Annotated in this window: 21 protein-coding genes and 1 riboswitch; of the genes, 19 read left to right on the top strand and 2 right to left on the bottom strand. The window is 44.9% G+C overall.

Annotated elements, in window-relative coordinates; all coding sequences use genetic code 11:
- Window positions 1-45 precede the first annotated feature (45 nt).
- From IGI82_RS16775 to IGI82_RS16735, 9 genes are all read left to right on the top strand, one after another.
- Window positions 46-681, top strand: a complete 636-nt coding sequence (locus IGI82_RS16775; RefSeq protein ID WP_005230609.1) for an NAD(P)H-binding protein — start codon at window positions 46-48, stop codon at window positions 679-681.
- A 341-nt stretch (window positions 682-1,022) separates the two neighbouring features.
- Entirely contained in the window at window positions 1,023-3,671 is a 2,649-nt protein-coding gene (locus IGI82_RS16770; RefSeq protein ID WP_438842525.1) for an HAD-IC family P-type ATPase, read from the top strand.
- Window positions 3,672-3,865: 194 nt separating this feature from the next.
- Window positions 3,866-4,004: riboswitch (FMN riboswitch) on the top strand.
- 112 nt (window positions 4,005-4,116) lie between these two features.
- Window positions 4,117-5,193, top strand: coding sequence for a bifunctional diaminohydroxyphosphoribosylaminopyrimidine deaminase/5-amino-6-(5-phosphoribosylamino)uracil reductase RibD (gene ribD / locus IGI82_RS16765; protein ID WP_375820181.1), 1,077 nt, complete (start codon window positions 4,117-4,119; stop codon window positions 5,191-5,193).
- A complete protein-coding gene (locus IGI82_RS16760) occupies window positions 5,178-5,765 on the top strand; it encodes a riboflavin synthase (RefSeq protein ID WP_005230617.1) in 588 nt (195 codons plus the stop codon). Before ribD ends, IGI82_RS16760 begins: the two co-directional genes overlap by 16 nt.
- A gap of 13 nt (window positions 5,766-5,778) precedes the next feature.
- The gene (gene ribB / locus IGI82_RS16755; RefSeq protein ID WP_438842524.1) at window positions 5,779-6,954 is read left to right on the top strand and encodes a 3,4-dihydroxy-2-butanone-4-phosphate synthase; all 1,176 of its coding nucleotides are present in this window, start codon (window positions 5,779-5,781) and stop codon (window positions 6,952-6,954) included.
- A gap of 21 nt (window positions 6,955-6,975) precedes the next feature.
- Window positions 6,976-7,449 carry a 6,7-dimethyl-8-ribityllumazine synthase gene (gene ribH, locus IGI82_RS16750; protein ID WP_061053393.1) on the top strand — a complete coding sequence of 158 codons (474 nt, stop codon included), beginning with the start codon at window positions 6,976-6,978 and terminating at the stop codon, window positions 7,447-7,449.
- Window positions 7,450-7,922: 473 nt separating this feature from the next.
- The gene (locus tag IGI82_RS16745; protein ID WP_005233272.1) at window positions 7,923-8,996 is read left to right on the top strand and encodes a FecCD family ABC transporter permease; all 1,074 of its coding nucleotides are present in this window, start codon (window positions 7,923-7,925) and stop codon (window positions 8,994-8,996) included.
- 4 nt (window positions 8,997-9,000) lie between these two features.
- Window positions 9,001-9,783 (top strand): ABC transporter ATP-binding protein, encoded by a 783-nt coding sequence (locus IGI82_RS16740; protein ID WP_010748955.1) that lies wholly within the window; start codon window positions 9,001-9,003, stop codon window positions 9,781-9,783.
- A complete protein-coding gene (locus IGI82_RS16735) occupies window positions 9,776-10,789 on the top strand; it encodes an ABC transporter substrate-binding protein (protein WP_005233274.1) in 1,014 nt (337 codons plus the stop codon). Before IGI82_RS16740 ends, IGI82_RS16735 begins: the two co-directional genes overlap by 8 nt.
- A 149-nt stretch (window positions 10,790-10,938) precedes the next feature.
- Here the strand turns inward: IGI82_RS16735 and IGI82_RS16730 are convergent, their stop codons facing one another.
- Complete coding sequence (locus IGI82_RS16730; RefSeq protein ID WP_034858689.1) at window positions 10,939-11,280, bottom strand: MazG nucleotide pyrophosphohydrolase domain-containing protein; 342 nt, start codon at window positions 11,278-11,280, stop codon at window positions 10,939-10,941.
- An 86-nt stretch (window positions 11,281-11,366) separates the two neighbouring features.
- Between IGI82_RS16730 and IGI82_RS16725 the strand changes: the two genes are divergently transcribed.
- The 4 genes from IGI82_RS16725 to IGI82_RS16710 all read left to right on the top strand — a co-directional run bounded on the left by IGI82_RS16725 (window position 11,367) and on the right by IGI82_RS16710 (window position 17,180).
- Window positions 11,367-11,927 carry a TIGR00730 family Rossman fold protein gene (locus tag IGI82_RS16725; RefSeq protein WP_167823289.1) on the top strand — a complete coding sequence of 187 codons (561 nt, stop codon included), beginning with the start codon at window positions 11,367-11,369 and terminating at the stop codon, window positions 11,925-11,927.
- A gap of 147 nt (window positions 11,928-12,074) precedes the next feature.
- Window positions 12,075-13,043, top strand: a complete 969-nt coding sequence (locus IGI82_RS16720; protein ID WP_252708779.1) for a tRNA dihydrouridine synthase — start codon at window positions 12,075-12,077, stop codon at window positions 13,041-13,043.
- 268 nt (window positions 13,044-13,311) lie between these two features.
- Window positions 13,312-16,017 carry a family 78 glycoside hydrolase catalytic domain gene (locus IGI82_RS16715; RefSeq protein WP_438842523.1) on the top strand — a complete coding sequence of 902 codons (2,706 nt, stop codon included), beginning with the start codon at window positions 13,312-13,314 and terminating at the stop codon, window positions 16,015-16,017.
- On the top strand, window positions 16,014-17,180 hold the full coding sequence (locus tag IGI82_RS16710; protein WP_438842522.1) for an MFS transporter: 1,167 nt from the start codon (window positions 16,014-16,016) through the stop codon (window positions 17,178-17,180). Before IGI82_RS16715 ends, IGI82_RS16710 begins: the two co-directional genes overlap by 4 nt.
- A 20-nt stretch (window positions 17,181-17,200) precedes the next feature.
- Here IGI82_RS16710 and IGI82_RS16705 read toward each other — a convergent pair whose 3' ends face one another.
- Window positions 17,201-18,199 carry an AraC family transcriptional regulator gene (locus IGI82_RS16705; RefSeq protein ID WP_115232917.1) on the bottom strand — a complete coding sequence of 333 codons (999 nt, stop codon included), beginning with the start codon at window positions 18,197-18,199 and terminating at the stop codon, window positions 17,201-17,203.
- Between the two features lie 69 nt (window positions 18,200-18,268).
- Here IGI82_RS16705 and IGI82_RS16700 point away from each other — a divergent pair, with 69 nt between their 5' ends.
- The 6 genes from IGI82_RS16700 to IGI82_RS16675 all read left to right on the top strand — a co-directional run bounded on the left by IGI82_RS16700 (window position 18,269) and on the right by IGI82_RS16675 (window position 25,505).
- Window positions 18,269-19,189: an ROK family protein gene (locus tag IGI82_RS16700; protein ID WP_438842521.1), complete on the top strand. Its 921-nt coding sequence runs from the start codon at window positions 18,269-18,271 to the stop codon at window positions 19,187-19,189.
- Between the two features lie 249 nt (window positions 19,190-19,438).
- Window positions 19,439-19,879, top strand: a complete 441-nt coding sequence (locus IGI82_RS16695) for a MarR family winged helix-turn-helix transcriptional regulator (protein WP_438842520.1) — start codon at window positions 19,439-19,441, stop codon at window positions 19,877-19,879.
- Complete coding sequence (locus IGI82_RS16690) at window positions 19,876-21,312, top strand: MDR family MFS transporter (protein ID WP_438842519.1); 1,437 nt, start codon at window positions 19,876-19,878, stop codon at window positions 21,310-21,312. The genes IGI82_RS16695 and IGI82_RS16690 overlap by 4 nt, the downstream gene beginning before the upstream one ends.
- 156 nt (window positions 21,313-21,468) lie before the next feature.
- On the top strand, window positions 21,469-22,374 hold the full coding sequence (gene rarD / locus IGI82_RS16685) for an EamA family transporter RarD (RefSeq protein ID WP_005230654.1): 906 nt from the start codon (window positions 21,469-21,471) through the stop codon (window positions 22,372-22,374).
- 278 nt (window positions 22,375-22,652) lie between these two features.
- Window positions 22,653-23,495 (top strand): BglG family transcription antiterminator LicT, encoded by an 843-nt coding sequence (gene licT, locus IGI82_RS16680; RefSeq protein ID WP_016608476.1) that lies wholly within the window; start codon window positions 22,653-22,655, stop codon window positions 23,493-23,495.
- A gap of 138 nt (window positions 23,496-23,633) precedes the next feature.
- Complete coding sequence (locus IGI82_RS16675; protein WP_115232915.1) at window positions 23,634-25,505, top strand: beta-glucoside-specific PTS transporter subunit IIABC; 1,872 nt, start codon at window positions 23,634-23,636, stop codon at window positions 25,503-25,505.
- The last annotated feature ends 41 nt before the right edge of the window (window positions 25,506-25,546 follow it).

The following is a 25,546-nucleotide window of genomic DNA, read 5'->3' as shown; positions in this document are numbered from 1 at the left end:
TGATACTAGCAAGAGTTGGAAAAAGAAACGAGAGGAGCAAAGAAAATGAAAATTTTTGTCGTTGGTGCTACTGGACGAGTAGGCCAAAAATTGATCACCTTTCTAGAAAAACAAGGACACATCGTTTATGCTGGTGCGCGCAGCAGTGAGAAAATCACAGAAACGGAGACGATCAAGCCCGTGTTCTTTGATTTACACACGGAACCGGAAGAGATGGCGGCGAAATTCGCAGATGCGGAAGCGGTATACTTCGTGGCGGGGTCCCGAGGCAAAGACTTGCTGCAATCTGATCTGTATGGTGCGGTCAAAGTGATGCAAGCCGCTGAAGCAAAAGGAATCAAGCGCTACATCCACCTTAGCTCAGCCTATGCCTTAGAACCTGAACAGTGGCAAAGGGAAGGCATGGCGTCATTGATGGATTACACGATCGCCAAATTTTTCTCTGATCGCTGGCTGATCGACAACACCGCACTAGACTATACGATTTTGCAGCCGGGTGCGTTGAAAGAAACACCAGGTTCTAGTTTGATCGAGATCAGTGAAACGACCTCTGGTGCGATCCCCATCGAGGATGTCGCCGTCTTGTTAGGTGAAATGCTGGAACGTCCAGCAACTTATCAAAAAGTCATCAAAGTCCAAGCTGGGGAAACCCCCATTAGCGAGGCACTGGATCAGCTTTAAGGCGAGCCTTTGGGCTTGAAGAGAATGTACTGAAGGAGCTGCACGGCAATGAATCGTTGGCGTGCGGCTTTTTTTTGTGAAGAAGCCAGCCACTTTTCATTTTTGAAAGCGGTGACTCTTGACTTTGGAAAAATAGTTTGTTACGCTTATTGCTAACTTTAGAGGGGGTGGTAAACGAATGTCAAGCGACTCGAGTGACGGTGAGCAGAAACACTATTTTGACTTGCCTTACTTTTTAATTGAATAGGAGACAAACAACAGCGCGTTATTTAGGAGCAGTTTCTAAATAGGGGGCTTATTTGTGTTATCCATCAATGAAAAAGAAAAGGAAGAAGAAAAAAATGAATAAAAAAGAGTTTCAGTTATCAGTGTCAGAAACAATCGAACAGTATCAGGTCCCCTCTATCGATCAAGGATTAGATGAGGCGCAAGTAACCGAGCGGTTAGAAACCTACGGATTGAACCAATTAGCGGTTAAAAAAACCGCCAAGTGGCAGTTGCTGCTGCGACAATTCCATAACACGATCATCTACATTTTGATTTTCTCCGCCATCTTAACGCTGCTGATGGGGCATTTCTCTGATGCCGTGATCATTGGCATCGTCGTGCTGGTCAATGCGTTGATCGGTTATTACCAAGAAGCGAATGCTTCCGATGCATTAGAACGGATCAAAGAGATGCTATCAGCAGAAGCCACGGTCTATCGGAATGGGATTCGTCAAGATATTCCAGCTGCCGAAGTCGTTCCAGGGGATGTCGTATTCCTAGAAGCTGGTGACAATGTGCCCGCAGATCTGCGAATCATCGAAGCCGACAACTTGCGTATCCAAGAATCCGCCTTGACTGGTGAAGCCGATTCGGTGGAAAAAATAACAGATGCCTTAATGGATGAAGCAACTCCATTAGCGGAACAACGGAATTTGGCGTTTGCTTCGACTTCCGTGACATCAGGAAGCGGGAAAGGGATCGTGATCGCTACTGGCGTCAAGACTGAGATCGGGAAAATCTCAGCTGAAGTCAATCAAACGGAAGAACGAAAAACGCCATTGATGAAAGAGATCGATGGACTGGGGAAAGGCATCACCTATGTGATCATGGGCGTGGCGGTCTTGCTATTTGTCGTCAGCTTGTTCCAGCAAACCTATGCGATCTCTGTCTTATCCTTAGCCGTTGTCACCATGATCGTCGGCTCGATCCCAGAAGGATTGCCAGCAACGACCTCGGTGGTTTTGGCGATGGGTGTCAGCGACATGGCAAAAAACAAGCACACCATCATCAAAACGCTGCCAGCGGTTGAAACGCTAGGCTCAGTGGATGTGATCGCGACGGATAAAACAGGTACCCTGACCAAAAATGAAATGACGGTCAAAGACATCGTATTGGCTGAGCAGGAATATGAAGTGACGGGTGACGGCTATGCGCCGGTGGGAGAAATTCGTCCAAAGCAGGAGGACGTCCACGCGCAAGACACCTTGCAGTTGTTTTTGGAAGCTGGTTACGAAGCCAACGATACGGTACTGGTCCCAGAAGGAAATCACTGGACGATCAATGGGGAACCAACAGACGGCTCCTTTTTGACGCTGTATCATAAGCAATTTGCCTATCCGCAAGCACCTGCTTACCAAGAGCTGGATATGCTGCCCTTTGATTCGGACAACCGCTACATGGCGAAACTAGTGGCAAACCCTGCGGGGGAACGTTTGTTATTTGTTAAAGGCTCCCCAGATAAATTGTTTGAAATGGTGCAAAAACAAGCGGCGCCTTTTGATGAAGCCTATTGGACAGGCCATGTCCGCCGCTTGTCGGCAGAAGGCAAACGAGTGGTAGCGGTGGGCTATCAGAAAGTTTCGATCGATCACATTGATGAAACGATTTTTGAGCAAGGGCTGCAATTACTAGGGATCGCTGGGATCATCGATCCGCCGCGAGAAGAAGTGATTGCCTCCCTGAAGGAAATGAACCAAGCCGGTGTTCAAGTGAAAATGATCACTGGGGATCACCCTCTGACCGCCAAAGCGATTGGGGAAAAGCTTGGCTTAGCGGATGAGATTCACGTCGTGACTGGTGCCGAGTTGGATCAGATGAGTGAAGCTGAATTTCAAGATGCTGCCTTGACGAATCAAGTCTTTGCACGAACCACGCCGAAAAATAAATTGGACATTATCAGAGCGCTACAAGCCAAAGGCAAAGTCACGGCGATGACAGGGGACGGAGTCAACGATGCCCCTGCGTTGAAGCGGGCGGATATCGGTGTAGCGATGGGGATCAGCGGCACGGATGTAGCCAAAGACTCTGCTGATATGATCTTGACCGATGACAATTTCGGTACCATGTCCTTAGCGATTCGCGAAGGACGCAGGATCTATGACAACATCAAAAAGAGCATTCTGTTTCTGTTGCCGACATCTTTTGCCGAAGGGCTGATCATTGCCTTTACGATCATGATGCAAAAAGAATTGCCGCTGCAGGCGACACAACTGCTGTGGATCAACATGGTTTCTGCTATTACGATCCAGTTTGCGTTTATCTTTGAACCAGCAGAGTCTGGGATCATGAGCCGCAAACCGCGAAAGACAGGCAATAAATTGTTGAATCGCCACGATATTTGGCAGATGGCGTATGTATCGATCTTGATGGCAGTCATCAGTTTGATCGCCCATGACTGGCTCTTGCTGCAAGGCGTCAGCGAAGCCGTTGCTAGTACCATGATGGTCAATATCGTGGTCTTAAGTAAGATTTTCTATTTGTTCAACATCCGTACCAGTGCACCAGCGTTTTCTAAAGCTTCCTTCACCAATCCAAAAGCGTTCGTGATCATTGGTGTGATGCTAGTTCTGCAACTGTTATTGACCTATGTTCCATTTATGCAAAGCGCCTTTCATACGGAGGACATGTCCTTGATCGGCTGGGTCATCTCAGCAGCTTCCGGGATGGTCGTCTTACTCGTGACGGAGTTCGATAAATGGCTTCGTTCGAGAAAAAATATTTAACCTAGGTTTTCTCGTGTTTTTTTACAGGCAAAATCGCCTTGCTGCAGCTTAGGAAAGTGGCGGAACGACAAGGGATTTCTGCTGTCGCTGCTTTGGGGTTGCCAAAAGAAAAAGCCAAGAGGAATTCCTATTGGCTTGTAATCAGGCCTATTGACAAACAAAAATGGTCGGGCTAAAATGCACATGAATTGAATAGTATTCTTCGGGGCAGGGTGTAATTCCCGACCGACGGTGACAAGCGCAATGCTTGAAGTCCGTGACCCGCATAGCTATGCGGTGGAGCCAGTGTGAATCTGGCACCGACAGTGAAAGTCTGGATGGGAGAAGAAAAACCACAAAATTTCAAGGGGCGCAGTGCGTCTAAAATTGATTTTTTGCTGGTCTTGTTTGTCTATGCCTCGTGAGATTCTCACGAGGCATTTTTTTATTGAAAGGAGGAAGGAAGATGCATAACGAATACATGCGTTTGGCGATCACAGAAGCCAAAAAAGGGCGTTACCAAACCTTTACCAATCCGCTAGTGGGCGCTGTGATCGTCAAAGAGCAACGGGTCATTGCCAAAGGGGCTCACTTAGTCTATGGGCAGTCCCATGCGGAACGAAACGCCATCGAACAATGCCATTCCTCCGAAGACCTAATCAATTCGACTTTATACGTGACGTTAGAACCTTGCAACCATCAAGGAAAACAGCCGCCTTGCACCCAGCTGATCATCGACAGCGGCATCAAAAAGGTAGTCATCGGCCAGTTAGACCCTAACCCGATCGTGGCTGGACAAGGCAAGCGCTTTTTAGAAGAACAGGGCATCGACGTGTTGGTGGGCATCGAAGAAACAGCGGTGCGCCGTTTGAATCCACACTATAATTTTTACCATCGGCATCAGCGACCTTACGTGGCGTTGAAGCAAGCGATCACTTTAGATGGCCGGATCGCTCATGATGCGTTGACCCGCAGTGCGATCACTGGTTCAGCGGTTTGGCAAAACGTCCATCAAGAACGTGGAGACTATCAAGGAATCTTAGTGGGCAGTCAGACGGTGTTGACGGATGATCCCACCTTATTGACCACGGTTGAAACCAGCTTTCCGCCGATTCGCATCGTGGTAGACCGTCGGGGGCGAACGCTGTGGCAACCCCATTTGGCACTGTTTGCCGATGATTCGGCACCTGTGTGGATTTTTACGCAGCAGACAACTGTCAGTGATTTGCCAGCTCATGTGTCAGTGATCCAGCTGGAAGAGTTGACAATTGTTTCATTGCTGAAGGAGCTTGCCGCACGACAGGTCCAATCGCTTTACGTAGAAGGAGGCGCTGCGATCCATGATGCCTTTTTAGCCAGCGGACTGTGGCAAGAAAGCATTACCTATGTGGCGCCAAAGTTTCTTGGGGGCAATAGTCTCGCAAGTTTTACCAGTGAGCGTACCCCGAAACAGCTGCAGCAGCTAACAGAGGTGACGGTGACTGCAGTTGGGGAAGATGTTTGCATCCGAGGAAGGAGACCAGAGGAATGTTCACAGGATTGATTCAGGAAAAAGGCCGCATCAAAGAGATCCGCAAGCAAAGCCGCACGATCCAGCTAACCTGCAGTGCGTCCGAAGGATTACTGGCGGATTACCAGATCGGAGACAGTATGGCGATCAACGGGACGTGTTTGACGGCGATCGCCAAACAAGCGACGACGTTTACGGTGGATATCATGCCAGAAACCTTTCAACGAACCACCTTTAAACAACTCTCGGTGGGTGCCGAAGTCAATTTGGAGCGAGCGATGGCAGCAACGCAGCGTTTTGAAGGCCACTTTGTCGCAGGCCATATTGATGTAACGACCCGGTTGATCCAGAAAAAGCAGTTGGAAAATGCCTTGATCTTGACGTTTGCTTATCCTGTCAGTGTGCAAGGGGAAATCATTCCGCAAGGGTCGATTGCGATCAATGGCGTCAGTTTGACGGTTACCCAGACGACGGCACAGGCATTTTCCGTTAGCTTGATCCCCCATTCCAAAGACCAGACGACGCTGGGGCAGTTGAAACAAGGGGAGTGGGTCAATATCGAGACGGATATGATCGGGAAATATGTCAAATACCAACGAAAATGAAAGAAGGCAGACGATGCATAAAGTAGAACAAGCAGTGGAATGGTTAAAAATAGGCGGCTTAGTGATTGTCGCCGATGATGAAAATCGGGAATCAGAAGGAGATTTGATTGGGATCGCTGAATACGCAACGCCAGAAGCCGTCAATTTTATGGCGACTTATGGCCGCGGCTTGATCTGTGCACCCATCTCACAAGCGATCGCTGAAAAGCTGGCATTGCCTGAGATGACCGTCAATAATACGGATGCCTTTGGCACCGCGTTTACCATCAGTGTCGATCACGTGACGACGAGTACGGGAATTTCTGCGAAAGACCGGGCAGTGACGATTGAAAAGTTGGCTGATCCTGCGTCACAGGCTGCGGATTTTTATCGCCCTGGACATATCTTCCCATTGACCGCTCAACCTGGCGGCGTGTTGGAACGCAGAGGACATACAGAAGCGGCTGTGGATTTAGCAAAGCTTGCTGGCAGCGTGGAAGCAGCCTACATTTGTGAGATTTTAAATGAAGATGGCACGATGGCTCGGGTCCCAGAATTGAAAAAATTAGCAGAAAAATGGCAGCTGCCGTTTTTGACCATTGATGAGTTGGCGGAATATCTACGAGGAACCACGCCTATCACGGTGGATCTGCCAACGGCTTATGGGGCGTTCCAATTGTCCTTATTTGAAGATGAGTTCGGCAATGAACACCTTTTACTAGCCAAAGGCGAGATTCAACATACTACCGAGCCGCTGTTACTACGGATCCATTCAGAGTGTTTAACAGGCGACGTCTTCGGCTCTCATCGCTGTGATTGCGGCGAACAGCTGCAAGAAGCGATGTGGCAGATCGAAGCAAAAGGCCGCGGTGCGATTTTGTATCTACGCCAAGAAGGCCGCGGTATTGGCTTGCGGAACAAGCTCCGTGCCTATCAGCTGCAGGAACAAGGCATGGATACTTATGAAGCAAATATTGCATTAGGGTTTGCAGCAGATGCCCGTCATTACACGTTTGCCGCTGATGTTTTACGTTCCTTAGAAGTGCAGGAGATTCAATTGATGACCAACAACCCTGACAAAGTGAAGGAATTAGAAAGCTTAGGGATCAAGGTAGCAGAACGAGTACCGCTGGAGATGCCTGCGCATAAAGAAAACAGCAGCTATTTGAAAACGAAGAAAGAAAAGTTTCACCATTACCTATCTATTTAATCAACCAAAGGAGAATGAGCGATGACAGTATTTGAAGGAACGTTTCAGGGAGAGGCAGTCAAAGTAGGGATCGTGGTCTCACGATTCAACGAGTTTATCACTTCCAAGTTAGTGGAAGGCGCCAAAGACAATTTGGTGCGTCATGGAGTCAAAGCAGAAAACATCGATGTGTATTGGGTTCCAGGGGCTTATGAGATTCCGTATATTACCAAAAAAATCGTTGACCACAAACAATACGATGGGATCGTGACATTAGGTGCCTTGATTCGCGGAGCAACGACCCACTATGAATTGATCTCAAATGAAGTGGCGAAAGGCGTAGCCCAAATTGGTCTGAATGCCGACATTCCGATCATGTTTGGTGTGTTGACGACTGAAACGATCGAACAAGCCATTGAACGGGCGGGAACCAAAGCTGGCAACAAAGGCAGCGAAGCCGCTCAAGGTCTTTTGGAGATGATTTCGTTGAATCAGCAAATCCTTGGCAACGCATAGGTTTCACGTTCGAACAAAGGGAAGCTAGCAAGAACAAGCCTGCCTGAGCATAGGCATCAGACTGGAGACAGACTTCGTACAAAATGAAGTCTGTCTTTTTTTCATCATAAAAAAAACACTTGATTATTATGCCAAAGGATTCGCTTCTTCACGGGTACCGTGTTTTCGATCGGTCAATGGAGAGGAAAACGCCCAATCAATCACGAACATTAGAATAACTCTTATTTAAGGAAATTTTCAGAAAATTATTTACATTTCACAAAAGGTTCCTTATAATGACTCTATTCATTGAGAGTGATTCTCATTTGCAAATAGATGTCAAAGCAGCACATGGCTTTGGCGCTTTTCATGAGAAGAACTGTTATAAGCGAAAAAACGCACAGATGCTTCTTTTATGATGACGGCGAGGCAACAGTCAAGGTTGTTTTTGCTGTGAAATCAGGAGGGAGTCGTGCTGAATAAAGGAGAATCACATGTCGGTAGGGTTGATTAAATCAAATCGTTGGATGGTTTCGACAATCATTTGCTGTGTTTTAGTTGTCGCCATTCTCTTATCTGCAGGAGTTGCTTTGGCAAACGGCCAAGCCAATATCACCCTTGGCGAAGTTTACCAAATTCTCTTCTATAAAATCAGCCATGGATTGGTTGGTGATCTTTCAGGCATTTCAGACGCAAACATCAATATCGTCTGGTTTGTTCGGGCACCCCGGGTCTTGTTGTCTATTTTTGTGGGCATGGGGTTAGCGATCAGCGGGGCAGTGATGCAGGCAGTGGTCCAAAATCCGCTGGCAGATCCCTATATCCTTGGGATCTCTTCTGGCGCATCCTTAGGGGCGACCTTCGCCATCTTAGTCGGTTTTGGCGGCTCGGCGCTAGTCTTGCAGCTGGGCTTATCGTTTGGTGCCTTTGCAGGAGCGGGGATTGCCACCATTTTGGTGCTGCTGCTTGCTAGTATCGGTGGGAAAATGACTTCCACAAAACTTGTGCTGTCGGGGACGATCGTCAGTGCCTTATGCAGCTCTGTTTCAAATTTGATCATCTATCTGGCTAGCAATGCAGAAGGGATGAAGACTGTGGCGTTTTGGTCGATGGGCAGCTTAGCCTCGGCTTCTTGGAACAAATTAGGCTTTATCGTGGTTCTGGTTTCTTTGATCACGCTGTTCTTCCTGACGCAATACCGTGTTTTGAATACGCTTTTGCTGGGAGATGAAGTTGCTTCCACCTTAGGGGTCAAGCTGACTTTCTATCGTCGTTTTTACATGCTGCTAGCAGCGCTATTAACCAGTATCATCGTTGCGAATTCTGGTATGATCGGCTTTGTCGGCTTGATCATTCCTCATATCGTACGTGGAGTCAGCGGGTCGGATCATCGCCTGTTGATGCCTTTGACCGCTTTGACAGGCGCGTTGTTTTTGATTTGGGCGGATGTGATCGCCCGCTCGACCCTGCAAGGAGTCGAACTGCCGATCGGGATCATTACAGCGCTGATCGGTGCACCGATCTTTATCTATATCATTGTCAAACGGCAATACAACTTTGGGGGGTGACGGAATGAAATTAGCAGTTGAAAAGCTCAATCTGACGATCGGGGATCAGCAGATACTAAAAGACATCTCCGTCCAAACCGCACAGGGGCAATTTGTCGGCTTGATTGGTTCCAACGGCAGCGGCAAATCTACATTGTTAAAAGCTATCTACAAAACGTTGAAACCTGACAGCGGCGACATTTATTTGGGTGAGATGAATATTTTGAAAAGTTCCGAAAAAAAAGTCGCCCAGCAAGTCAGCGTCGTCAGTCAGTTCAATGAGTTGAGCTTTGATTTAACAGTAGAACAGATGGTGCTTTTAGGCCGCACGCCCCACAAGGGTTTGTTGGAACAAGACACCAAAGCCGATCATGAGCTGGTCACCGAAGCCTTAGCCAAAACAGGGCTAAGTGCCTACAGAAAACGCAGCTACCTCTCATTATCAGGAGGCGAAAAACAGCGGGTCGTCCTTGCTCGTGCCATCACCCAAGAACCGAAATTTATGATTCTCGATGAGCCGACCAATCATTTGGATATCCGATATCAACTGGAAATCTTAGAAACCGTCAAGCATCTGAAGATTGGCTTGTTGGCGGCGCTGCATAATTTGGAACAAGCAGCCAATTATTGCGACATCATCTATGCCTTAAAAGATGGTCGGGTCGTAGGGTATGGCGAACCAGAAACGTTGCTGACAGAAGAACTGATCGAAGAAATCTATGGCGTGAAATGCAGTATTTACCATCATCCGATTACAGGCGGATTAGGGTTTCATTATTATTTTGAAAAGGAGCAAACAGATGAATAAATGGGGAAAAATGATTGGGGTAGGATTGGCAGTCTTTACATTAAGCGCTTGCGGCAATACGAAGGATGAAGGAACTTCGGCTTCTTCCTCACAGGCAGAAAGTACGTATCCCTTAACCATCAGCAACTACACCAAAGCAGAAGGCGGCACGCAATGGACTGCCAAGGACCAAACCTTTAATGAGGCACCAAAAAAAGTCGTAGCCAACACACGACCAGCAGCGGAATTGCTGCTGCATCTCGGCCTCAAGGATCAGATTGCGGGTGTCGGTGCAACCTTTGGTGCCGCTGATGAGGAAGTTGCTGCTGATTATGCAGAACTAAACGACCTGGGCAGCGACTATATCAGTAAAGAAACGGCGCTCAGTGTGGATCCAGATTTGATTTTTGGTCGCGGGGGACTTTTCGATAACCAAGATTGGGGCGTCGGCACCGTTGATTCATTGAACGAGATGGGTATTCCGACTTACGTCCAAGAAACCTCTGTCACTGGGGCGACATTTGATTCCGTTTATCAAGACATTGAAAACCTTGGCAAGCTCTTCAATGTCCCTGAGGCAGCCGCTGCTTTTGAAAAAGAATTAAAGGATCGCCAGAGTGCCTTGGAAGAAAAAGTAGCAGACAAAGAAGAGCAAACCTTTGCCCATCTCTTTATGTCTGATCCAAGTGTGGTCAGTGTCTATGCCGCTCAAGACGAGTCTTTTTTCAACAGCAACTTTGACATGATCAAACTGAACAATGTGTTTCAAGACTATTCAGGAGAAGTCAGTGTTGAAACCTTGATCGAAACGGATCCCGATGTCTTGATCGTCGGTGACTGGTCAACGATCGAAGGCAGTGTTTCTGGTCAAGAAATCATTGAAGGCTTGTACAAAAATGACAAACTCTCCAGCATGAAAGCCATCAAAAACAAACAAGTCTACAGCATGGACTACAATTATCTCTTTGGCTACGGCTACCAAGCCTTGACTGGATTGGAAGAACTGGTAGAGCAAATGGCACAATAAACACCTCCTATTGCATAAAAAGGAGAACCAACTTTTTATATAATAGAAGGAAACCAACGTTTCACTGGCCGATCGACCACAGAAACGTTGGTTTTTTGTATTTAAGAAAAGCAACCTTTGCCGCTGCCCGTTCCGCAACAAGTAGCCCGTTAGCTGTTTTTTTCTGTCATATGGTCCATTTGATAGCGAGACAATAGCTTCTCTTTGTGTTTTTGCATGATCGTTTCTAGAGAAATATCGTATTTATCGGCGAGAATAAATAAGTTATCCAGTACATCGCCTAATTCTTCCGTCAGGTTTGCCAGTTTTTCTTCTGGCAAGCCTTCTTGTTCATCGGGACGGTCGCGACCGATCTCCAATGTCCGAATGGCACGGCTCACTTCCCCGACTTCTTCTGCTAAAAAATTCGCCCGAATAAACGGATCGTACTGATACCAGTTGCGGGCTTTGTAGAAGTCACTAATAAATCGTTGATACTCCTCAATGTTCATAAATTTTTTTCCATCCTTTCCCAGAACCTTTATCAGAATCATGATATACTATTTCAAAATGATTGAGAAGGATGATGGAGAGTTTTATGAAAATTGCAGTCTATTGTGGTGCCAGTGTCGGTAATGAACCTAGTTTTGCAACAGCCGCCCAAGAATTGGGGCAGTGGATCGCTTCACGAAAAAATACGCTGGTTTATGGTGGCGGAAAAGCAGGCTTGATGGGCGTATTGGCAGATGCTGTCCTAGAAAATGGCGGTCAGGTGATCGGGGTGATCCCAACCTTTTTAAAGGATCGGGAACTAGCACATCCTGGGTTGACCGAACTCCATGTCGTCGAGACGATGTCAGAAAGAAAACGAAAAATGTTCGAATTGTCGCAGGCTTTTGTCGCACTACCAGGCGGTCCTGGTACGCTGGAAGAAATCACGGAGATGATCTCATGGTCAAGAATCGGTCAGAACCCGAATCCGTGTGCTTTTTATGATGTGAACAACTTTTACCGTGCAACAAGAGCTTTGTATGACAATATGGTGGAAAATGAGTTCTTGACGCAAGCCGATCGTGAAAAAATCGGCTTTGCACAAACAACTCAGGAGCTTGAAGCTTTTATTCAAGCCTACGAACCGCCAGTTATTCGGCAATATTAAGCGTCTGTTGCAAAAGAGCAAGGCGAAGCACCGGCGGGTGTCGTCTTGCTCTTTTGCTTCTTTGACGCATTCTTAGTATAATGGGGTTTGTTTTGCAAGTGGGGGTCATAAAAGAAGATCCTTGGACAAAGAAATGGAGCGTAAATCATGACAACAAATTTTTGGGCTGAATTGCCGAAGCCTTTTTTTATCCTAGCACCAATGGAAGATGTCACCGATGTCGTTTTTCGACATGTCGTTCAAGCTGCCGGCGCACCAGATGTTTTCTTTACGGAATTTACCAACTCCGATAGTTACTGCCATCCAGAAGGACGCGACAGTGTGCGAGGACGTTTAGTCTTCACCGAAGATGAGCAACCGATGGTGGCACACATTTGGGGCGATAAGCCAGAGTATTTCCGTGAGATGAGTATCGGTTTAGCGGAGATGGGCTTTAAAGGGATCGACTTAAATATGGGCTGTCCAGTGCCGAACGTTGCTGGACGAGGCAAAGGCAGCGGCTTGATCTTGCGACCAGAAGTTGCTGCTGAGCTGATCCAAGCAGCCAAAGCTGGCGGCTTGCCGGTCAGCGTCAAGACGCGTTTGGGCTATACCGAACTAGGAGAAATGGAAGCTTGGTTGACCCATGTCCTGCAACAGGATATCGCCAACCTTTCGATCCATTTGCGAACCCGCAAAGAAATGAGCAAGGTCGACGCCCATTGGGAATTGATTCCTGAAGTGGTTGCCTTGCGGGATAGAATCGCCCCGCAAACGAAGCTGACGATCAACGGCGATATCCCTGATCGTACCAAAGGTTTAGAGCTAGCAGAAAAATATGGCGTAGACGGAATCATGATCGGTCGGGGTATTTTCAAGAATCCCTATGCCTTTGAAAAAGAACCGAAAGAGCATACCTCAGAAGAGCTATTAGGCTTGTTGCAGTTGCAATTAGACCTGCAGGACCATTACGCCAAAATGGTGCCACGCTCGATCGCAGGATTGCATCGTTTCTTTAAAATCTATGTCAAAGGCTTCCCTGGAGCCAGTGATTTGCGGGCAAAATTGATGAATACGAAATCAACGGATGAAGTTCGGCAACTGCTGGCAGAGTTTGCTGAGGGAAAGACAGAATAACTTAGGCTGCTCCTTAAAGAAAGACGAGTGAAATAGATCGAAAGTAAGATGATCGTTTGCTGAACGGGTGATTATTAATAAATGTAAACATAATAAAGTAGTTCCCTTTTTCTTTTATTCGAAAAATGGGACTGCTTTTTTGTTTTTGCATTGATCGATAGTGAAGCAACTATGTTTCTTATCTGTAGATAGTTCAATTAATATCGGTGAAAAGTGAATTGTATCCGTTTTCTATCTTGCTTAAAATAAGAAAAAAAGGAGGAATTCCATGAATATCAGGAAGATAATAATCAATCACTTAGACGCACCAATTGGTGTTGGCGGAGAACAAGTAAGTTTTTCGTGGCAAATCGATTCGGAAGATAGGAATATTAAACAAAAACGGTATGATTTGCAACTATCATTAGACAATGAGTTTAAAACGGTTATCTGGCATCACAATGAGTGGAGCGAGCAATCAACGAATATCCAATATAAAGGCCCCAAGCTGGCTTCTCGACAAACCTATCATGTACGGGTAAAAAGTCTGGCGAGCACTGGACAAGAAAGTGATTGGGGAGTAACTCATTTTGAGACAGGCTTGCTTGAAGCAGGCGATTGGCAAGCCGATTGGGTGACAACAAAATGTCCCATTGTTGAACAAGGGAAAATAAAACCGTTTACAGGTGCTTACAAGTTTACGATTCAACAAGAAGTTGTGAAAGCCAGAATTTATCTCAGTGCTCTGGGTATCTATTTTGCAGAATTAAATCAAATGAAAATTGGGGATGATTATTTTACTCCAGGCTGGACGGACTATAACGATCGTATTCAATATCAAGTTTATGACATCACTTCGCAGTTGCAGCGCCAAAACGAAGTGCAAATAACCGTTGCGGAAGGATGGTATAGCGGCTATCTTGGTTGGGAGAAAAAGAAAGACACTTATGGAAACTTTAATGCATTTATTGCTCAGATTGAACTGACTTATGCAGATGGATCCACCGAAATAATCGGTAGTGATGAAACGTGGCAGGAGTATAGCAATCAATGGCTTTTTGCTGATTTATACAATGGCGAGGAGCAAAATCTTCTTCTAGAAAGAAAGTATAACGGTCATTTGAAAGCGATATCTTATTCGAAAAAACAATTAACCAATCAAGAAAATGAGCCAGTACGAAAGCAAGAGGAATTGACCCCGATTGATTTGTTCCGTGATCCTTCAGGGCGTCTGGTTTTAGACATGGGACAAAATATGGTGGGATGGGTGCGTTTTACGATTAAAGGAGAAAAGAATCAAGTCGTTCGTTTGATACACGGAGAGGTGTTAGATCGAGACGGTAATTTTTATCGTGGCAATATACGGGATGCCCAACAAACAGATACGTATACATTAGACGGTTCTGTTCAAACGATCGAGCCGATGTTCACCTTTCATGGCTTCCGTTATGTTCATTTAGAAAACTTTCCTGAAGGCATCAAAAAAGAAGATTTCTCAGGTGTGGTTTTACATTCTGACATGCCAAAGACTGGCCTTTTCGAGACCTCTGATGCAGCAATTAACCAACTACAGCACAATATTCTTTGGGGACAAAAAGGAAATTTTTTAGATGTCCCTACCGATTGCCCGCAAAGAGATGAACGGCTAGGCTGGACTGCTGATGCACAAATTTTCTTTCCTACGGCTAGCTTTAATATGGATACGTATCAATTCTTTTATAAGTGGTTGAAAGATTTACGCTTTTCTCAAATGAAAGATGGCTCAGTTCCCTTTGTTGTTCCGGATGTCTTAAAAGGGGTCTTTGCAGATAATGCTGCAAGAACAACCGCAGCTTGGGGGGATGCTGCAACGATTGTACCGTGGGAAATGTATCAACGATACGGGGATCGCCAAATCTTAGAAGAAAGCTTTGACAGTATGAAAGCTTGGGTGGATTACATCCGAGGACAAGGGCCCGAAGAAGCGCTGTGGAATACGGGATTGCAACTTGGGGACTGGTTAGCGCTGGATGCAGAAGAAGGCAGTTTTTTTGGCGCAACGGATGAAACACTCGTTGCTACTTGCTATTTTGCTTATTCTACCAGAATCGTTGCAAACACTGCTCGCATATTAGGGAAGTATCAAGAATACAAGATTTATGATGAGCTGTATCGCACAGTCAAAACGAAAATAGGAGAAACATATGTTACAGATAATGGGTTAACTAGCGATACTCAAACAGCCCATATTCTTATCCTGATGTTCGAACTTTATCCAGAAGGGCAAAAGCTTTCTATTGTCAATCGACTAGTAGAATTGATTGAACAAAAAGATCGGCACCTCGATACAGGCTTTATTGGGAGTCCCTATATCTGCCACGTTCTCTCGGAAAATGGTCATTTAGATTTAGCCTACCAGTTACTTTTTAACAAAGATCTTCCCTCATGGTTGTACCAAGTAGAAAAAGGAGCGACAACGGTTTGGGAGCATTGGGATGGAATCAAAAATGACGGAACGTTTTGGGATGATGGGATGAATTCGTTTAACCATTATGCATATGGATCGATTGGTAATTGGATGTATGAAACAATCGCCGGCATTAAGGTAAAAGCTCCAGGTTATCAGCAATCAATTATTGCTCCTAAATTATCTCAGCACTTAACACATTGCAATGCTTCATTAGAAACGATGTTTGGTTCCTTGTGCAGTAGTTGGAAACGAAACGAAGAGACTTATGAACTAACGGTTGTAGTACCTGCTAATACAGAAGCAGAGATCGTTTTACCATCAGTAGCTGATCAAGAGAACGTGCGAAGAGAAATCAGTGAAACCTGGCAGCCAAAGCGATTTGGTCACAGATCAGGTCGCACAGTCGTTGATATCGGCATTGCGAAATATGTGGAACATGAAGCAGAGTATCCATCGGTACAAGAAGGACCAAATGATCTCACAGTCTTCGTGGGATCAGGCACCTATCATATACGTTATGAATTAGAAAGGAAAGAAAATAAATGACGAAAAAACGAGGTTTCCTATTTAAGATAACGCTTTTGTCAATCTCTTTATTACTAACATCGGCGAATGCTATTTCCATGACAATTCCTATGATTCAAGCTAATTTTCCAGATATCAGCCAAACGACAATTGAATCTTTAGTGACCGTCCCCTCTTTTACCATGATGATTTTTGTCTTGTTAAGCGGTTTTATTTCATCAAAAATTGGAAGCAAGAAAACTGTTATGCTAGGCTTGTTGCTCTCTTTGGTTGGTGGTGTGTTTCCCCTATTTACCCAGAATTTTACGTTGATTTATCTGTCTCGCTTTATTTTTGGGGCAGGTCTAGGCTGTTACAACTCTTTAGCTGTAAGTTTGATCAACGATTTTTATGAAGGTGATGAAAAGCAAGCGCTGATTGGGTTTCAAAGCGCTGCCCAAAGTTTAGGATCAAGTTTTGCAACGTTTTTAGCAGGGATCCTTGCAACTGTCAATTGGCATTATGCTTTTGCCGTCTACTTATTGGCATTGCCTCTCTTGATCTTATTTCAGTTTGTTGTACCAGAGACTCAAGGAGCTTCTCAACAGACGAAAAAGACAAAACAACAGATCAATCTGCCAACGTTTTTTTATGCAGCTGGCCTCTTTGCGCTCTTGGCAATGGTAATGGTCGTCTTTACAAAAGTAGGCTCTTTGGTCAGCGAACAGCAGATGGCGCATGCTAATTTTCTAGGGACAGCACTCTCCTTAATGACGTTAGCAGGGTTTATTAGTGGCTTAGTGTACGGAAAGTTCTTTCAGATTTTTCGCCAATTTACCCCTGTGGTTGGTGGGGTAGTGGCAACGATCAGTTTCTTTTTGCTTTCGATGGCTACTAACATCTATGCAGTGACAAGTTATCTTGTGTTGATTGGATTTTGTTTATCTTTGTTCATTCCTTACATCTTTGGTGCTTTGCTGGGCGCTGCACCAAAAGGATCAGAAACATTAGCCGTTTCGGTGGGGATGGTCGGCTCGAATCTAGGGTCTTTTTCTTCCCCTTATATTAGCTCTTTTTTCGCTCGTATTTTTGGAAACACCACAGCAAGTTTTGCTTTAGGAATTGCTGGTGCTGGCTTTCTTATGTTAACGGTGATTTTCTTTGTGGATATTTTACGAAAAAGAAAGCAGGTAGCCAATAACTAAATGATTTTGCTGAACACACCCTAATGAGTTTTTTCATGGCTCCGCATACTTTTGGGAGTCGTTTGAAACACTCGTTTAAATTGCCGATAAAAATAGCTTGTGGAGTGAAAGCCTGCAGTAGCAGCAATTTCTTCTATTGAATAAGTCGAATGCAACAGTAAATCTTTCGCAACTAATAGCCTTTTTTGGAGGAGCGTCTCTTGGAAATTTTTCCCAGTTCCTTTTTTTAACGCGTTGCTGATATAGTTTGCATTGAAGTTGAAGACTTGACTAAGCTCGTTTAAGGACACACTTTGGTAGTGTTCATCAATGTATTCAAGAACATCAAGCGCATTAAACTGACTGGTCTGATTTCTACTAACTTCGATCGTATAAAGCCGCATCAATTCTGAGAGGATCAGTTGTAAATATTGGCTAATAAAACGAAAATCGATGACTTCTGATCGCCAGTACTCTTGCAACAGTAATTGAACTTGGGTATGTAAGTGCGGCGTAGAGCTGGTATGAAAAAGTAGGAACTGATCATGTTGGGCTTGTTCATCAAATGCAGTAGCCAAAAAATTCCCGATCAAGCTATTATTACGTTCTAACTGTAGGCAAAATAATGAAGTAAAGGTTTGATCATTAATTAATATATTGATGAGTAAGTCGTCTTCTTTTAATGGATCGATAGAGTGGGGAACATCGCGATCTAACACACAAAAATCGCCTTCAGTCAGGAGTATTTTTTGACCTTTGATGTATTGGGTACATTCGCCACTATAAACATAATTTATTTCAATAAAGTCATGAATGTGTTCGATCATCGGCCCAAAACGATTGTGCTTTGCAATATATACCTGATTTCCTTGGAAAAACGGGGCTTTGGGCAGTCGGAAATGACCTGTCGCAGAATCAAATAAATCGTTACCATTATCTGAAAGGTTCGGAATATTATTGATGCTCGTCCCTGTTTTTCGTTGTTCTTTTTCGTAGTCATTGATCTCTCTAAGGTAGGTTTCTAATTCTTGTTGATTCAAGAGCGATATCCTCCTATTAATTTAAAACATGGTATGTAATAAAAGTAGCAAGAGAAAGGAAAGATAGCAATGAAAACTTATTTGGCAATTGATATTGGTGGAACATATTTGAAATTCGCGCTAATCGATGCGTTTGGAAAAATGCAAGACGTCCAAAGAGAGAAAACGCCGCAAACCTTGTTCGGGTTAAAGCGATTGTTAGTATCGATCATAGCTGCACAAGGAGGAGATATTGCTGGTGTAGGAATTTGTTGCCCTGGTAAAATCGATCATACTCAAGGGATAATATTTAATGGAGGGGCATTAACGTTTCTACATGAATTTGCTATTTGTGATTTTATTGAAACAACATTTAATCTCCCTTGCTTAGTCTGCAATGATGGAAAGGCAGCAGCATTAGCTGAATTATGGTTGGGTAATCTAAAAGGAAAGAAGAACGCTGCAGCGATCGTTTTAGGAACAGGCGTCGGAGGTGGAATCATTTTAGATGGAGCGATTCTTCAGGGAGAGCATTTTCAGGCAGGGGAATTGAGTTTTTTGCCACGAACACCAGAATCTGGCGAAACAAAGAACCTCATGGGAGTTACGACTTCAGCTGTTCAATTTATTCAGCGTGCCGCAAAAGAATTAGGGTTACTAGATTTAGATGATGGAAAAGCTGTTTTTGAGGCATTAGAAATGGGGGATCCACGAATAAAAGAGCTATTTAAAAATTATTGTCGAGAAGTTGTTCATATTATTTTGACGTTGCAAGCTGTGCTAGACATTGAAAAAGTAGTGATTGGTGGAGGTATTAGTCAGCAACCGCAATTGATCAGGGAAATTAAAGTTCTTTACCAGAATGTCAAGAAGCAGTCTTCTTTGGTTGAGGAAACCATCACTTCTGTTGTTATCGAAAAATGTAAATTTGGTAATGAAGCCAATCTTCTAGGGGCGCTTTATTTGCTGCAATTAAAAATAAACGAGAAACAAAAAGATGTTCAACAATGACTAACGAGTGGAACCAAAGGCCTACAGGAGGAAATGTTCTTTCCTGTAGGTGTTTTTCTATGGGCAATTGTTTGTGAAGGATGAATGAAACGTGGTCTGTCGCTTGTTCTTTTTTTGTTTTTGGTTGCTGTACCCGCTCGCATTGTTAATCCTTTCTTGACAATAGATAGGTACCTATGTAAAATGGAGAGCGGACTTTTAACTAGGTACCTATCTAAATAGTGAAGAGGCGAAAGGAGCTGAAGGTCGATGGTTTCCGAACAAGAAATCGTGGAACGATTGTTTGAAGTGTATAAATTAAATCGGCGGTATGCGGAACAAAAATATGGGCGTTTTATGCCAGGTCGGGGACAGTTCAATTGCCTACTGGTATTGGACGAAAAAGGGACGTTGACCCAAAAAGATCTCGCCGCGTATTTAGCGATTCGCTCGACATCCACTGGCGAACTACTAAAAAAACTGGCTGAAAAAGGGCTGATCCAAAAAGAAGTCGATCCGAAAGATAAACGCAGCCATCTGATTTCGCTGACGGAAGCGGGCAAAAAAGAGGCACAGCGAATGAAAGAAAAACGCAGTAAGGCGCACCAAGAAATGCTGACCTATTTGACGGCAGAAGAAAAACAAGCCTTTGGTCAAGCCTTAGCAAAAATCGAACAGTTTTATCTTGAGAAGGAGGCGCACGTTGATTGAGTGAAACAGTCCAACGAACGGAACGTCAGCGGACGCTGATTTTTATTAATTTAATGATTACATGTATTGCCGTATCCATGTTGGCGACCGCCTTGACGACGGCTTTACCCGCCATCGTCACTGACCTGCAGATTTCCGTCACTACGGGACAATGGCTGACTAGCGGTTATTCCTTGGCGATGGCGATCGTTATGCCCTTGACGGCATATCTTATGAATCGTGTGCCAACCAAAAAGCTGTATCTCGCTGCCTTAGGAATTGCGTTGGTGGGCTTGCTGCTTTGTGCTGCAGCGCCCAATTTTCTAGTCATGATGCTTGCTCGTATTTTGCAGGCCGTAGGCAATGGAATCTTGACCGCAATGGCGCAAGTGATTCTCTTATCGATCTATCCGATCAATCGCATTGGTGTCGTGATGGGCTGGTATGGACTATCGATCACCGCGGCACCCGTGATCGCACCGACTCTTGCTGGGGTGATCGTGGACCGCTTGAACTGGCATGCGATTTTTTATATCGTTGCCGTGATTGTTTTGATTTCACTGATTTGGGCCATAAAGGTTTTTGATGATGTGTTGCCAGTAAGCAACAGCAAATTTGATCAGACCTCTTTTGTTTTGAGTGCCTTCGCCTTTGGTGGGATTACTTTAGGCTTTGGCAATATCGGCAGCTATGGCTTTCTCAGCTTCCCCGTTTTAGGAACCTTAGGGCTCGGTTTGGTAGCAGGGATCTTCTTTGTCTTCCGTCAGTTAAGAGCGGAAACTCCATTTTTGGATCTGCGGGTCTTAAAAACAAAAGAGTATGCCATCAGTGTCTTTGGCAGTATCATGCTTTACTTGGTCTTGATGGGTTCGGCGATGCTGATGCCGCTTTACGTGCAGTCGATTTTAGGCAAATCAGCGACGATCTCAGGATTAGTCGTTTTGCCAGGTTCCCTGGTCTCGGCTTTTTTAAGTCCCGTGGCTGGACGAATCTATGACAAAGTCGGCATCCGGCTGTTGACGATTTTCGGCGGCGGCTCACTGGTCTTGAGCAACATTGGCATGTACTTCATCCATATGCACACGGGCATTTGGGTAGCAGTGGTCTTGAACATGTTGCGTTGTGCCGCTACAGGCTGTTTGTTGATGCCCTTCGTGACATGGGGAAATAAAAATATTCCGCCGCAGCTGACGGCGCATGGAACAGCGTTATTGACTTCTTTGCGAACGGTGGCAGGCGCCATCGGGACAGCATTATTTGTCGGGATCATGAATAGTGTGGCGCAAAAAAGCACGACCTTAACAGGAACAAGTGCACTGCTTCATGGGATGAATGTTTCTTTCTTATTGATGACGATCGCTTCTGGACTGCTGTTTGCAACGGGGCTATTCTTGATTCGTGATCAGAAGCCAGAAGCCGTTTGGCTAGAAGGGGCAGAAGAACCACTGGAATAAAGAGGGGCACCTTTCTTTGAAGGGTGCTTTTCTTGATTTATTTCATGAAACTCTATGAAAAACCAAAAAATTCGATATAATAAGATAACTTATGGTTTAGGAGGAGTATTTTTTTTCATTAAAGGCTTGCTTTAATGGAAAAAAATCAGGGAGAAAATGAAGAATAAAGGCGTTTATTTTGGATTGTCTGCCTATGTCTTGTGGGGCTTGGTCACACTATATTGGAAAATAATCGTTGGGGTTTCGCCATTAGCAACGATGTGCTACCGAATCGTGTGGTCCTTTGTTTTTATGGTGTTGTTTATCGTGCTTTCTGGGAAGAAAACGCAATTTTTACAAGAAGCGCGTCTGCTGTGGAAGAACAAAGCATTTGCTGGACTGATCGTTTTAGCTTCTGTGCTGATCTCCATCAACTGGTTCACCTTTATCTTCGCGGTGAGTGCGGGCCACGTGATGCAAGCCAGCTTAGGCTATTACATCAATCCGCTAGTCAATGTCTTGTTAGCGACCGTTTTTTTGAAGGAACGTCTTAGTCGTACTGGCATGCTGGCGTGTCTGCTGGCAAGTATCGGGGTGATCTTATTATCGATCCAAACAGGAACGATTCCTTATGCCTCACTGATCATGGCCTTTTCCTTTAGTACGTATGGCTTGATCAAAAAAAGGATCCCCATTAGTTCGGTTACTGGGTTAACGATCGAAACGATGGTGATTTTCCCCTTTGCCCTCGTGTATATTTTAGGATTTTCAACCGTCGGCTTTATGAATTATCCCTTGCAAACCAATCTCTTATTGATGGGTGCTGGGATCGTGACGGCTATTCCGCTGCTGCTGTTTGCGGAAGCCGCGAAAAATGTTTCTTACATTACGCTTGGGTTTATTCAATACGTCAACCCGACGATCATGCTTTTGTTAGCCATCTTTTTGTTTCACGAAACCTATTCACTGGCCCAATTTTCCGCCTTTGCGTTTATTTGGCTGGGGATCGCGGTCTTCACCTATGGTACGTTAGGGACGGCGATGAAAGAGCGGCGCATGGGACAGCAAAGAAAGCAACTCTGATGCATCAGGAATGGCTGCAGCTGGGCCGTTCCTTTTTTTATTAAAAAACAAAATATTTTAGGTAGTGAAGGATGTTGCAAGGAGAACCCTTCAATGGTATAACAAAGGAAAAACCCGTTGTAGAAATTTTGTTTGAAAAGGGTTGCATCTGCCACAGGGGTGTGTTATTATTCTTTCAGTTACAAGGATTGTTACTGTTCGGCAGGCAAAACCAGAATTGACCGCAGCGCGCTAACGGGGAGATTCTAGGTTTTTTTATTTTGGAGTGAGGGAAAGCGATGATTATTGGAAAAATTTTAAATAATAATGTCGTCATCTCGACCAATGATGCCGGTCAGGAAGTGATCTATATGGGTCGCGGCATTGCGTTTAAGAAAAAAGTCGGCGATCCAGTGGATGAAGCCTTTGTCGAAAAAGAATTTGTGTTAAAGGATACCTTTACTGCAAATCAGTTTCAGCAATTGTTTTCAGACATTCCTGTGGAAGAAGTCGAAGCCGTCAAGCAAGTGGTGGATGATGCAGAAGCATCCTTGGGGATCGAGCTGTCGCCAAATATTTATTTGACCCTGACCGACCATATCCATTATGCGCTGGTTCGGGCACGTGAAGGCATTGAGCTGCCGAATCCATTGTTGTTTGAGACCCGCAAATTTTATCCGAAAGAGTATGCGGTTGCAGCAGATGCCGTTGCTTATTTTGAAAAAGTCTTCGGGATTACATTGCCAGAATCGGAGATCGGCTTTATCGCCTTTCATATCGTCAATAGCGAACAAGCCAATGGCACGATGGAAACCACGATGCAAGCGGTAGAAATCGTACGTGACGTACTGGCGATCATCAGTCGCTTTTATGGACGAGTCTTTAACCCAGATTCCTTGAATTATCAACGGATCACCACGCATTTGCAGTATTTTGCGCAGCGTTATTTAAGCGATGAACTTTCGGGGGAAAAAGATGAATTTTTATTTGCCCTTGTGCAATCGAAGTACCCTAAAGCGTTTCAAACGGTCCAACGGATCAACGAGTACTTGATCAAAACCTACGACAAATCGATCGGTGAATCAGAAATGATCTACTTAACGATCCACATCGAACGTGTCGTCAATGATCAAACCAATTAACATTCAATCATTAACGGATTGTTACTGTCAGGCAGGCAATACCCAGATTGAAAAGACAACAGTCAGCGAGGAAAAAACTCGTTAGACGGTCGTTTTTTCAATCTGGGTTTTTTTATTAAAAAAAGGAGTGTTGAAAAAATGAGTTCAAATAAAGATATTGCAGTTCGCGTCCTTGATGCGGTGGGCGGCAAAGAAAATGTCAACAGCGTGGTGCATTGTGCGACCCGCTTGCGTTTCAAATTAAAAGATGAGAACAAAGCGGATACGGCACGCTTGAATCAAGACGACGATGTGATCCAAGTCGTTCAAAGCGGCGGACAATACCAAGTGGTGATCGGCAGTCATGTCAGTGACGTTTACCGTGAATTGAATGGAGTAGCGAACTTTGATGGCGAAGCAGACAGCAAAGGCGACAAAGGCAATTTGTTGAATCAACTGGTGGATATTATTTCGTCGATCTTTACGCCATTTTTAGGCGCAATGGCAGGTGCCGGGGTCTTAAAAGGATTCTTGACGCTGGCAGTCACCTTGAATTGGTTAGCGGCTGAGTCTGGGGTCTACACCGTATTGTATGCGATTGCCGATGGGTTATTTACCTATTTACCAGTGATGTTGGCTTTTACTGCAGCGAAGAAGTTTCGTACCAATGAATTTCTAGCGGTTTCCTTAGCGATGGCGTTGGTTCATCCAGACATCACCGCTTTGGCTGGGCAAACGTTGAGTTTCTTAGGCCTTCCGGTCATTATTGGTGCGAGTGCTTATACGTCTTCCGTCATTCCGATTATTTTAGCGGTCTTTTTACAAAGCTATGTGGAGCGTTTCTTTAAAAAAGTCATTCCTAGCTTCTTACAGATCATCTGTGTGCCTTTAGCGGTCTTCTTGATCATGGCGCCATTGACCTTTATTGTCGTCGGTCCACTAGGAACGATTTTAGGAAACTTGTTAGGTAGTGCCTATGACAGCATTTACCACTTCAGCCCACTGATCGCTGGCGCTGTCATGGGTGGTTTATGGCAAGTCTTTGTGATGTTTGGCATGCACTGGGGCTTTGTACCGATCATCATGTTGAATCTCAGCCAAACTGGTGTCGATACCATGGTACCAATGCTATTGCCAGCTGTCCTTTCTCAAGGGGGTGCAGCGCTAGCAGTGTTCTTTATGACAAAAAATGTGAAATTGAAAGGCTTGGCCCTTTCTTCAACGATCACCTCAATTTTTGGGATCACAGAACCGACGGTGTACGGGGTGACTTTGCCATTGAAAAAACCATTTATCGCCGCGTGTATCAGTGGTGCCCTCGGTGGTGCCTTTATTGGCTTCAGCCAAGTCGAAAACTATACCTTTGGGTTAGTCAGCTTACTAAGTCTGCCGTCCTTTATCCCACAAGATACGAAAGATTTAAGTGGTCTGATCGCAGCTTCGATCGGCACGGCTATCGCTTTTGGCGCAGCGTTTGTCTTGACCTTCTTCTTACGTTTTGAAGATCAGCCAGCAACTGATGCCAGTGCAGCACCAGCAAAAGAGCCAGCAGTACCTACAGAGAGTTCGTCTAAAGAACGAGTGATCCTCAGTAGTCCGTTAGAAGGCAAAGTGGTTCCCTTAGCAGAAGTCAAAGACCAAGTCTTTTCTTCTGGTGCATTAGGAAAAGGTATCGCTATCGAACCGACCGTCGGGGCTTTATATGCGCCAGCAGATGGCACCATCACGACGCTCTTTCCTACTGGCCATGCCGTTGGTTTGACCACCACGGATGGAGCCGAAGTTCTGATGCATATTGGTATGGATACTGTGGAGCTAGACGGCAAAGGCTTTGAGGTCTTTGTTAAACAAGACGATCAAGTCAAACGCGGCGATTTGTTAGTGAAGTTTGATCTAGATACGATCAAAGCAGCTGGCTTATCCACGATCACACCGATCGTCGTGACGAACACCCCGCAATATTTAGATGTGATGGATATGAACCAAACCGATGTCTTGCAAGGAGAAGACTTCTTAGCCATCGTAAAATAAGCAAAAGAAACCCGATCCTCGACTGAATATCAGCAAGGATC

This window comes from Enterococcus sp. AZ067 (assembly GCF_051715005.1).
GTDB classification, from domain to species: Bacteria; Bacillota; Bacilli; order Lactobacillales; family Enterococcaceae; genus Enterococcus_D; species Enterococcus_D casseliflavus.
This window is presented reverse-complemented; position numbering and strand designations above follow the sequence as displayed.

Bases quoted from the DNA above. Each gene is read 5' to 3' on its own strand.
- IGI82_RS16730 (WP_034858689.1), bottom strand. From the start codon at position 11,280: ATGAACATTGAGGAGTATCAACGATTTATTAGTGACTTCTACAAAGCC.
- IGI82_RS16775 (WP_005230609.1), top strand. From the start codon at position 46: ATGAAAATTTTTGTCGTTGGTGCTACTGGACGAGTAGGCCAAAAATTG.
- IGI82_RS16720 (WP_252708779.1), top strand. From the start codon at position 12,075: ATGACAACAAATTTTTGGGCTGAATTGCCGAAGCCTTTTTTTATCCTA.
- ribB (WP_438842524.1), top strand. From the start codon at position 5,779: ATGCATAAAGTAGAACAAGCAGTGGAATGGTTAAAAATAGGCGGCTTA.
- IGI82_RS16745 (WP_005233272.1), top strand. From the start codon at position 7,923: ATGTCGGTAGGGTTGATTAAATCAAATCGTTGGATGGTTTCGACAATC.
- IGI82_RS16740 (WP_010748955.1), top strand. From the start codon at position 9,001: ATGAAATTAGCAGTTGAAAAGCTCAATCTGACGATCGGGGATCAGCAG.
- IGI82_RS16695 (WP_438842520.1), top strand. From the start codon at position 19,439: ATGGTTTCCGAACAAGAAATCGTGGAACGATTGTTTGAAGTGTATAAA.
- IGI82_RS16675 (WP_115232915.1), top strand. From the start codon at position 23,634: ATGAGTTCAAATAAAGATATTGCAGTTCGCGTCCTTGATGCGGTGGGC.
- ribD (WP_375820181.1), top strand. From the start codon at position 4,117: ATGCATAACGAATACATGCGTTTGGCGATCACAGAAGCCAAAAAAGGG.
- IGI82_RS16735 (WP_005233274.1), top strand. From the start codon at position 9,776: ATGAATAAATGGGGAAAAATGATTGGGGTAGGATTGGCAGTCTTTACA.
- IGI82_RS16760 (WP_005230617.1), top strand. From the start codon at position 5,178: ATGTTCACAGGATTGATTCAGGAAAAAGGCCGCATCAAAGAGATCCGC.
- rarD (WP_005230654.1), top strand. From the start codon at position 21,469: ATGAAGAATAAAGGCGTTTATTTTGGATTGTCTGCCTATGTCTTGTGG.
- IGI82_RS16770 (WP_438842525.1), top strand. From the start codon at position 1,023: ATGAATAAAAAAGAGTTTCAGTTATCAGTGTCAGAAACAATCGAACAG.
- ribH (WP_061053393.1), top strand. From the start codon at position 6,976: ATGACAGTATTTGAAGGAACGTTTCAGGGAGAGGCAGTCAAAGTAGGG.
- IGI82_RS16710 (WP_438842522.1), top strand. From the start codon at position 16,014: ATGACGAAAAAACGAGGTTTCCTATTTAAGATAACGCTTTTGTCAATC.
- licT (WP_016608476.1), top strand. From the start codon at position 22,653: ATGATTATTGGAAAAATTTTAAATAATAATGTCGTCATCTCGACCAAT.
- IGI82_RS16700 (WP_438842521.1), top strand. From the start codon at position 18,269: ATGAAAACTTATTTGGCAATTGATATTGGTGGAACATATTTGAAATTC.
- IGI82_RS16725 (WP_167823289.1), top strand. From the start codon at position 11,367: ATGAAAATTGCAGTCTATTGTGGTGCCAGTGTCGGTAATGAACCTAGT.
- IGI82_RS16715 (WP_438842523.1), top strand. From the start codon at position 13,312: ATGAATATCAGGAAGATAATAATCAATCACTTAGACGCACCAATTGGT.